At 51.4% G+C, this 8,753-nt stretch carries 10 protein-coding genes and 1 pseudogene; 2 read left to right on the top strand and 9 right to left on the bottom strand.

Annotated elements, in window-relative coordinates:
* The 3 genes and pseudogenes from ON063_RS08995 to ON063_RS08985 all read right to left on the bottom strand — a co-directional run.
* Window positions 1–190: pseudogene (locus ON063_RS08995) on the bottom strand (low specificity L-threonine aldolase); the annotation flags it as partial.
* A gap of 55 nt (window positions 191–245) precedes the next feature.
* Window positions 246–1,226 carry a zinc-binding dehydrogenase gene (locus tag ON063_RS08990; RefSeq protein ID WP_274664908.1) on the bottom strand — a complete coding sequence of 327 codons (981 nt, stop codon included), beginning with the start codon at window positions 1,224–1,226 and terminating at the stop codon, window positions 246–248.
* A gap of 2 nt (window positions 1,227–1,228) precedes the next feature.
* Window positions 1,229–1,720 (bottom strand): lactoylglutathione lyase family protein, encoded by a 492-nt coding sequence (locus tag ON063_RS08985; protein WP_274664907.1) that lies wholly within the window; start codon window positions 1,718–1,720, stop codon window positions 1,229–1,231.
* A gap of 118 nt (window positions 1,721–1,838) precedes the next feature.
* Between ON063_RS08985 and ON063_RS08980 the strand changes: the two genes are divergently transcribed.
* A complete protein-coding gene (locus ON063_RS08980; protein ID WP_031422089.1) occupies window positions 1,839–2,147 on the top strand; it encodes a winged helix-turn-helix transcriptional regulator in 309 nt (102 codons plus the stop codon).
* 28 nt (window positions 2,148–2,175) lie between these two features.
* On the opposite strand, the gene ON063_RS08975 is transcribed toward ON063_RS08980, so the two are convergent.
* Window positions 2,176–2,460 carry a VOC family protein gene (locus ON063_RS08975; protein ID WP_274664906.1) on the bottom strand — a complete coding sequence of 95 codons (285 nt, stop codon included), beginning with the start codon at window positions 2,458–2,460 and terminating at the stop codon, window positions 2,176–2,178.
* A 161-nt stretch (window positions 2,461–2,621) separates the two neighbouring features.
* Here ON063_RS08975 and ON063_RS08970 point away from each other — a divergent pair, with 161 nt between their 5' ends.
* Window positions 2,622–3,104, top strand: a complete 483-nt coding sequence (locus ON063_RS08970) for a GNAT family N-acetyltransferase (RefSeq protein WP_274664905.1) — start codon at window positions 2,622–2,624, stop codon at window positions 3,102–3,104.
* A 15-nt stretch (window positions 3,105–3,119) separates the two neighbouring features.
* Here the strand turns inward: ON063_RS08970 and ON063_RS08965 are convergent, their stop codons facing one another.
* Genes ON063_RS08965 through mtnK form a run of 5 tightly spaced genes read right to left on the bottom strand, consistent with a single transcriptional unit; the run spans window position 3,120 to window position 8,699 of the window.
* A complete protein-coding gene (locus ON063_RS08965; protein WP_271305647.1) occupies window positions 3,120–4,121 on the bottom strand; it encodes an ABC transporter permease in 1,002 nt (333 codons plus the stop codon).
* Between the two features lies 1 nt (window position 4,122).
* The gene (locus ON063_RS08960; protein WP_274664904.1) at window positions 4,123–5,496 is read right to left on the bottom strand and encodes a sugar ABC transporter ATP-binding protein; all 1,374 of its coding nucleotides are present in this window, start codon (window positions 5,494–5,496) and stop codon (window positions 4,123–4,125) included.
* A complete protein-coding gene (locus ON063_RS08955; protein WP_274664903.1) occupies window positions 5,496–6,524 on the bottom strand; it encodes a sugar ABC transporter substrate-binding protein in 1,029 nt (342 codons plus the stop codon). The genes ON063_RS08960 and ON063_RS08955 overlap by 1 nt, the downstream gene beginning before the upstream one ends.
* A complete protein-coding gene (mtnA, locus tag ON063_RS08950; protein WP_274664902.1) occupies window positions 6,517–7,551 on the bottom strand; it encodes an S-methyl-5-thioribose-1-phosphate isomerase in 1,035 nt (344 codons plus the stop codon). The genes ON063_RS08955 and mtnA overlap by 8 nt, the downstream gene beginning before the upstream one ends.
* On the bottom strand, window positions 7,548–8,699 hold the full coding sequence (gene mtnK, locus ON063_RS08945; RefSeq protein ID WP_274664901.1) for an S-methyl-5-thioribose kinase: 1,152 nt from the start codon (window positions 8,697–8,699) through the stop codon (window positions 7,548–7,550). Before mtnK ends, mtnA begins: the two co-directional genes overlap by 4 nt.
* Window positions 8,700–8,753: the final 54 nt, after the last annotated feature.

Raw genomic sequence — 8,753 nt, 5'->3', positions numbered from 1 at the left:
CCGACTCTTTCCCAAGAACGTGTGCCATCTTCTCTTCAAACTGTCGAATCGTTTTCCCCTGTCCATACTGGTCACTCGGCTCATCGTCACGCACCTGCTCAAACGCCCGTTTCAACACCCCGACTTCCCGTTTGCCGTGACCGCTCAACTGAACATCTGTCTGTCGATACGTGTCTGCTAATCGCTCCATTCTTTCCCCTCCTCGACAAATAAACTCCCTGTCAGTATAACAGGGAGTTCTCTACTCAGTCGCGAATGCGGACGATGAGTTTACCGCGTACTTTCCGCGTTTGTAGTTTTTCAAGACCTTCTTTCAACTGGTCGAACGATAACACTTCTGTGACAAGATCGTTCAGTTCACCTGCATCGAGCAAATTCATCAACTCTTCGGCCATATACGCCAAGTTACGAATCGCATGCTCGTCCTCGCTCGCATGTGCTGCCCCGAGTGCCACTTCATGAATCGACGGGGATAACGTGAAGCCTTTCATGTTCGTCATATCTGGTGGACCGGCGATATAGGCGAGGTGTCCGCTGAACGCGAGACGATCGAGATCGGCCGTCGCGACGTCGCGACCGACCGTGTTCAAAATCAAGTCGACACCACGTCCATCCGTCTCTTCCATGATTCGTGCCGTCACGTCCTCGACGTTATAATCAATCGCCACGTCTGCCCCGAGTGATTCTACCCACTCAAAATTCTCCGGAGATGCTGTCGTGAACACTTTTAACCCGAGGCGTTTTGCGAGCTGAATCGCAAAGCCACCGACACCGCCCGCTCCAGCGTGTACGAGAATCGTCTCCTTATCCCGCGTGTTCAGCTTCTGCATGACCGCTTCATAAGCTGTCATTCCGGCACACAGAATCGAAGCCGCCGCCTCATCACTTACACCTTGTGGAACGACCGCACACGCCCGAGCATCAACGACCGTGTACTCGGCGAACCCTCCATATTTCGAAAGATCCGTATGCACGGCTACACGTGAACCCGTAATGATGTTGGCGATACTTGAACCGACCTGGACGACTTCTCCGACGAGATCGACACCGAGAATGTGTGGATATGCCCAGTTCGGGTTTCCGTTTGAACCGACTTTATAGTCAACCGGGTTCAAGGCGACCGCTTCGACACGAATCAACAGTTCTCCCGTTCCTGGTGTCGGTCGGTCGATTTCTCCAATATGCAGATGATCTAGACCGGGTTGGTCGAGTAGCCATGCTTTCATGTTTAGTAAGCTCCTTCCGAATATGTGAGTTCGTATGAATGTGAATAAATTTCAACGAGATTACCGAATGGGTCTTCGCAGTACACCATACGATATGGTTTCTCGCCTGGGTAGTATTCACGAATCGGCATCCGCTGTTTGCCGCCATGTGCGACAATCTTCTCGACAAGTCCTTCGATGTCAGGGTCTTGTACACAGTAGTGGAAGATCCCTGTCTTCCAAAACTCGAAGTTGTCTTCTGGTGTCTCGTTATTCGGGAACTCGAATAACTCGATTCCAATTCCGTCTCCTGTTGACATATGGGCGATTCGGAATTTAACCCAGCCTGGTCCGAAGACGTCTGTACACATCACGCCGATTGGCGAATCATCTTCGACGACATCTGATGGTGTCATGATGGTATACCACCCCATCACGTCCTCATAAAATTTTACGGCCTCGGTTACGCTCGGCACAGAAAGACCGATGTGTGAAAAGGTTCTTGGATACGTCATGTTTCATCTACTCCTTTTTGTTTGCTCAATTTAGCGGATAACGATAAGATACTGTCATTGAAGCAAGAAAAAAAGTACGCACATTGAAGTAACTACCCGAAAGTGAGGCTCTTTGAACATGACCACATCGTTCCCCGTCAACCGCGCACTCGAGATTATCGGCGGCAAATGGCGTCCTCAAGTGTATTGCACGCTTCAAGATGGACCGCTTCGTTTTTCTGATATTCAACGGGCGATTCCTGACGTCAGCCGAAAAGTGTTGACCGACCAATTGCGTGAACTCGAGCAACTCGGTATGGTTCGCCGTGTCGACTATTCGACCGAAAAACACCTCCACGTCGAGTATTCATTGACTGAAGATGCCCTCGGCCTGCAGCCCGCCATGAATGCCCTTTGTTCATGGGGAGAGTGCCACGACAACAAATAATCCCGAGCCACATGGCCCGGGATTATTTTTATGAAGCGAACAAACTAATTAGATTCCCGTCCGCATCGTACAGGATCGCGTAACGTTGTCCCCAAAACGCATCCCATGGGGCTTTATGTGACGCATAGCCTTGTTCAAGTACCGTGTTATATAATCGGTCGAGCGCCTCACGGCTCTCACATAAGAAGGCAAGCTCGATCCGATGCCCGTCTGCCTGTTTCCATTCCCCGTATACTGATTCGGCCACTTCTACCGTATCGAACGCGAGACGCACGCCTCCTTCGTCAATCTCTACATGCGCTTCCCCGTTCATCGCTTCTGGAATCTCAAACCCAAGCGCTCGCGCGACCGCTTCATATCCGTTACGACGATCCCGACCATGTCCAACTTGACTGCCATCACATTCCCTCCCCTTGTTTTCATGATACGATTTGAGTGTAGCATGACCACTTCCATTAGAGACGAGGAATTTTTATGAGCTATATGTTTCATCCACTCACCCAAGAGCAAGCCGAACTAATCGCTTTCAAGTGGCGCTATGAAGGCGACTATGCGTTTTATAATATGGACGCCGATGAGGAAGATCTCGCCTTATTTTTAGATGCGGATGAACGGGGAGACACGACGTTCGCCATCCTTGAAGCGAATGAGCTGATTGGCTTTGTCACGATGCAATTCGAATCAGCGGAAACTGTTTCCATCGGTCTCGGTATGCGTCCTGATTTGACAGGAAGCGGCAACGGACATCGATTCCTCACTTCAATCCTTACTTGGATCGAGGCGGCATATGGGACTCGCACAGTGCGTCTTGCCGTCGCCACGTTCAACAAACGGGCCATCCGGTTATACGAGTCGCTCGGTTTCATCCCACAAGACACGTTCATGCAGGAGACGAACGGCGGTGTGTATCCGTTTCTCACAATGACGCGTAAACAAAGCGAACCCCCGAACAACTGATGTCCGGGGGTTTTGTTATGTCCGCTGTTTCTTTTGAATATAAGAAAGACCGAGCGCTCCAATCAAAATCGTCCCTTTGACGATATCTTGCGCATAGTACGGCACGTCCCACATCGTCAGTCCATTCAAGAGAATTCCGATTAAAATAGCTCCAATCAATGTCCCGATCACGTTCGGACGACCCGTCCCAAAGACGGCGTAGCCGATATAAGCAGCCGCGACAGCGTCCATCAATAGCGGTGCTCCGGCCGAGACCTGTCCTGTCCCAATCCGAGATGCAAGAATGATCCCACCGATGGCTGCAAACAACCCGCTGAGCACGTAAGCGTACAACTTGATGCGATTCACGGCAATCCCGGAACGGCGGGCCGCTTCTGCGTTCGACCCGACGTAATAAAACTCACGCCCTGTCCGTGTATACGTCAAAAACAGATGAGCCCCAATAAAGAACAACAGCATGAGTAAGGCGACGAACGGAATCGGACCGATTGTTCCTTGACCGATAAATAAAAAGGATGGAATGAAGCGTCCTGGCGCCGTTCCCCCTTCGATCGGCATGTTGTCATAAATCGAGAATCCTTTCGTATACGTCAACTGAATCCCGTTAATGACGTACATGATGGCGAGTGTCGCTAGTAAATCCGGTAACCGAAATTTGATTGTGACGAGCGCATTCAATAATCCGACGAGAATCCCTAGGGCGAGCGGAATCAGCAGCGCGACGAGAAGCTCTTGTCGATGAAGGACTAGGCTTGCCGCTGCGCCGATTGTCGCAAGACTCGCCGTCGACCCGACCGATAAATCAAACCCTCCGACGATGAGCGAAAACGTGACACCGAGGGCAAGTAACGACACGATTGAAACCGATTTGATGATGTCACTAAAGTTTGCATACGTCAGAAATTGATCGTTCGTCACGGTAAAGACTGCAATCAGCCCAAGGATTGCGAGTAACGTCCCGTATTGACCGATCTGACCGCTGATTCGTTTTCGTTCTTTGACCACTAATTGTGCCATGTTATGCGCCTCCTTTCTCTACAAATTGTCCACGGTCGAGCCAAAGAATCCGATTGGCGACCCGTTCGAGCTCATGTCGCTCACTTGAGGTGAACAACACGGTCTTCCCTTGTTTCGCGAGTGCGACGACGCGTTCATACACGTCTTGTTTCGCTGCGATATCAATTCCTTTTGTCGGTTCATCGAGCAAATAGATGTCTCGGTCGTCGAGTAGCCATTTGCTAAAGACGACTTTCTGCTGATTTCCACCACTCAGCTCACCGACCGTTTGTTTCACGTTCGCATAGCGGACACGAAGCGATGCCAGTACGTCAGAGACACCATCGGTCTTTCCTGCGACAGCAATCACGTTCCGCTCAATCGTCTCGTCTAGAAATAATCCGTGACGTCGTCTCTCCTCTGGAACGAGTGCAAACCCTAAACGTACGGCGTCTATCGGTTCTTTGATCACGTGTGTGGTTCCGTCAACCGTGATCGATTGACGAAGCCCAGAAAGACCGAACAAGGCTTCCACCAGTTCCGTCTTCCCGCTCCCCGTCAATCCTCCAATCCCGAGCACTTCCCCACGGTACGCTTCAACGGAGAGATTCGTCCCGAACGCAGGGAGAGTCACCTGCGCGGACAAACGAATCTCCTCTTCAGGGGTTGCCTTCTCTTGTGTCCCTTCAAATGTCGTTCCACTCAAAAAGGTTTGAACGGCTTCTGTAGAAAGGGTTTGAAACGGTCCCTCATATACAACGCGTCCGTCTCGAAGAAACGTAGATGTTGACGTGACGCGCGTCAGTTCGTCTGACCGGTGTGTGACCAGCACAATCCCCACTCCTTCTGCCGCCAGCGTTTGTAGTAATTCAAGCAAGGCATCGGTATCCGTTTCCGACAAGGCGGCGGTCGGTTCATCGAGTAATAAATACTTGGCATCACTCTCAAGCGCCCGAGCGATGAGCAGACGTTGCTTTACGCTGAGCGGGTAGTGACCGGCCGGACGCGTTGGATCGATGTCTAAATCGACCCGGGATAGCACGTCTTTTGCCCGCTGTTTCAACAGTTGTGGGCGAATCCGCTTCACCGTCTGCCATGGGAGAACATTTTCGTATACAGGCAAGTCCAAATAGAGCGCATCATCCACTTCTTGCGATACGGTGATGATGCCTTGACGAATCGCTTCCGCCGGTGTGAGACGCGTAGTCGTCCCGTCAATGGATAGTTCGCCGGACGTCGGTTCGACCGTTCCGTTCAGCAGTTTGATAAGCGTACTCTTACCCGCCCCGTTCAGACCGAGGAGTCCATGAATGTCTCCCGGTTTTAGGCTGAACGACAGTTGATCGAGTACGGTCACGTCACCATACTGTTTCGTGATTCGTTCCAAGCGAATCATCAGTCCGTCTCCTTCATCCAGTCCGACCATGCCGCATTCGACTCGCCCCAACCCTTAACGTACTGTCCGAGGTCGTTCATCGTGACAGGCTCATCCGGCAAGACATCACGGTCAACTAAATACGGGTCGACCGAGTGAATCGAAGGTGTTTCTTCCCCGACCACTTTCTGATAAGCGTAACGGACTTGGATGCGACCAATTTCAGCAGGATCCGTAGCGGCCGTCACGCCCCACGGACTCCCCTCTTCTTGCATGAGTTGTAAGTCTTCGTCACTCAAGTCAATCCCGTAGACGGCAATCTCGTCACGTCCTGCCTGCTTGATGGCACGGCTCGCCCCTTTTGCGAACTCATCCCACATCGCAAACACCGCATCGATTTCGCCTTCCGGATACTTCTTCAAAATCGCCTCCATCTGACTTTGCGTATCGAGCGCCGTGTTATTCGTCGCCGAACCGAACTTCGCAACTTCTTGGATGCCCGGGTAGCGTTTCAAGAACGCATCATAAATCGTATGACGACGTTCCATCGGGGTGAATCCGCCGACCCAAATCGTGACGATGTTTCCTTCGCCGTCCAAATCTTCAGCAAGTGCTTTGAGTGAGCGCCAAGCGAGGGAATAATCATCTTGGTCGATGACCGTCACCCCTTCATTCGTTAAATCGTTGTCGAATGCGACGACTTTGATGCCCTTATCGAGTGCCCGTTGAACAGGCTCTTTCAAGGCATCGGCACGTCCGTGGTCAATCAAGATCACATCGACCCCTTGTGTTGTCGCCGTATCAACGTAACTCGCCATCTTCGACAAATCATTATCGGCGTTATACACTTTCACGTTGCCTCCGAACGCTTCGACTTGCTCGGTCACCCCTTCGATATACTGCGAAGAGAACGTCCCAATCGACATCTGCATGACGAGGGCGACCTCTAGGTCTTTCGGAAGCGTCTCCTTCGGTTGCGCCTGTTCGTTCGTGCATCCGGCAAGCGCTAGGATGACGGTCAACAGGAAGAAGATGATTTTTTTAGACATATGCGTTTCCTCCTACGTGTTCAACAATGACCGACTCGGTCGGTTCGAGCACACCTGTCTCTGTGATCAGACCGGTGATGAGTTCTGGTGGGGTCACATCAAACGCCGGATTGAAGACGGTGATGCCGACAAGTGCCGTCGGGTGTCCCCCGATATGTGTCACTTCATGCGCGTCCCGTTCTTCGATTTGAATCGTGTCGTCTGCTTCCAAATCAAACGTCGAATGCGGGGCTGCCACATAAAACGGGATGCCGTAATGCTTCGCCAAAATCGCGAGCTGGAGTGTCCCAATCTTGTTGGCCGTATGACCGGTACGAGTGATGCGATCCGCCCCGACGATGATGGCATCGATTTGTTTCGTCTGAATCGTCCATGCCGCCATATTATCCGTGATCAATGTGACGTCGATGTCTGCCCGGTCGAGCTCCCATACCGTCAACCGTGCCCCTTGAAGCAGTGGACGAGTTTCCGACGCGAACACACGAAACGGGATGCCCCGCTCTTTTCCGACATAGAACGGCGCGAGCGCGGTACCGTACCGTGACGTCGCAATGGCACCGGCGTTACAAATCGTCAACACGTTCCCCCCGGCAGGTAACACGGTCAACGCATGTTCACCAATCGTGCGATACGTGGCCACGTCTTGTTCATAGATTTCAATCGCACGCGCCTTGATGGCTTTTGCGATCTGCTCAAAGTCTTCCCCCACATTCAGTCGAAGGAGTGATTCGATGACGTGTTGTAAGTTGACCGCTGTTGGTCTTGTCGCAATCAACCGTTGGCCGACCTGGTCCAATTGGCGGTGAAAATATAAATTGTCCTGGAGACGTGATGCCTCTTTCGCAAGGACGAACGCCCCGAAGTAAGCGATGGCCGGCGCACCTCGGACTTGGAGCGACTTGATTGCCTGTTCGGCCTGTTCGAGCGTCAAAACTTCGACATAGCGCTCTTCTTGCGGCAACTGTGTCTGATCTAAAATCGTCAACACTTCCGTGTCGGCATCGAAATGTATGCTTTGCACACTCATACCCGCACCTCCGATAGAACCGGGATCAGCTGATCGATGGATTGAATCTGATGACGCTGTTTGATGAGACGCGTGCCAAGTTCTAGGGCGTGACGTTTCCGTTCGATCCGAAGGTTGTCTGGTAATGTTTCTAAGTCAGCAACGCCCGCTAGACCGACCGTCCGTCGAATCAATTCGCAGCCTGCGTAGCCGATCGCATCACTCAAAATCGATGGCAACAGTTCGTCCACGAATCCTACTGTGTTGAACGGTTCGACCGCCTGTGTGAAGCGTGTACGGAACGTTTTCTCGAACGTCTCCCAAACAGTGAGCACTTCTGTGAAGCGTTCGAACCGCTTCAACGGATGCGCATATGTCGAGAACACCAGATGGGCAATGATTTGACCGATGTCAAAACCGAATGGGCCGTAAAACGCAAACTCAGGATCGATGATTTTCGTTTCTTGACGCGTCGCAAAAATGCTTCCTGTATGTAAATCTCCATGTAGCAACGCTTCATGTTTTGTCACGAAGCCGACCTTCAATTTCGTCACTTCAATTTTCAAGGCGAGGTCTGACCACAGTTGTTCCACGTCCGGACGAAGGGTCGCTTCGATTTGATTCGATTCTGCATCACGATACGGGTCGGTGAAAATCAGCTTTTCCGTGATGTCGCATAGCTCTGGATTGTAATACTCTTTTTCGATTTGTTTCTTGGCGAGCGGTCCGTTCGCATAGTCAGACGTCGCAAACAACGTTTCACCGAGGAATGTACCGACGTGACGCGCCAAATTCGGATAGCTCTCTCCTTTTAGGAAGCCCGTCCGGACGATTTCAAACGCTGACAAATCTTCCAAAATCGTATAGGCAAGTTCACGATCGCTCCCGATTACATCCGGTACGAATTGCGGTACGACTCTTGAAAACTCACGGAGTGCCAGTTGTTCAATCCACGAACGGTCGAGCGTGAGTGGCCAGCTCTCTCCCACGACTTTTGCATACGGTAACGCCTGTTTCACGATCAATGACGTTTCTCCTTGACGAATGCGAAAGACGAGATTTAAATTTCCATCTCCGATTTCCTCACATTCTGCAATCCCCTCTTCTAGTAACCCCAACTGTCGAACGTGTTCGACGACACTTTGTTCTGTAAACGCCTCATAAGCCATGATGATTTTCCCCTTTCTTGAATCTATGCATGAAAAAAGCCCCTTTCTCCGCGA

This window comes from Exiguobacterium sp. B2(2022) (genome assembly GCF_028823655.1).
GTDB lineage: Bacteria > Bacillota > Bacilli > Exiguobacteriales > Exiguobacteriaceae > Exiguobacterium > Exiguobacterium aestuarii_A.
Note: the sequence above shows the minus strand (reverse complement) of the source record. Positions and strands in the feature narration are given on the sequence as shown.

Coding starts and splice junctions, on each gene's coding strand:
- ON063_RS08990 (WP_274664908.1), bottom strand. CDS start 1,226: ATGAAAGCATGGCTACTCGACCAACCCGGTCTAGATCATCTGCATATT.
- ON063_RS08985 (WP_274664907.1), bottom strand. CDS start 1,720: ATGACGTATCCAAGAACCTTTTCACACATCGGTCTTTCTGTGCCGAGC.
- ON063_RS08980 (WP_031422089.1), top strand. CDS start 1,839: ATGACCACATCGTTCCCCGTCAACCGCGCACTCGAGATTATCGGCGGC.
- ON063_RS08975 (WP_274664906.1), bottom strand. CDS start 2,460: ATGAACGGGGAAGCGCATGTAGAGATTGACGAAGGAGGCGTGCGTCTC.
- ON063_RS08970 (WP_274664905.1), top strand. CDS start 2,622: ATGAGCTATATGTTTCATCCACTCACCCAAGAGCAAGCCGAACTAATC.
- ON063_RS08965 (WP_271305647.1), bottom strand. CDS start 4,121: ATGGCACAATTAGTGGTCAAAGAACGAAAACGAATCAGCGGTCAGATC.
- ON063_RS08960 (WP_274664904.1), bottom strand. CDS start 5,496: ATGATTCGCTTGGAACGAATCACGAAACAGTATGGTGACGTGACCGTA.
- ON063_RS08955 (WP_274664903.1), bottom strand. CDS start 6,524: ATGTCTAAAAAAATCATCTTCTTCCTGTTGACCGTCATCCTAGCGCTT.
- mtnA (WP_274664902.1), bottom strand. CDS start 7,551: ATGAGTGTGCAAAGCATACATTTCGATGCCGACACGGAAGTGTTGACG.
- mtnK (WP_274664901.1), bottom strand. CDS start 8,699: ATGGCTTATGAGGCGTTTACAGAACAAAGTGTCGTCGAACACGTTCGA.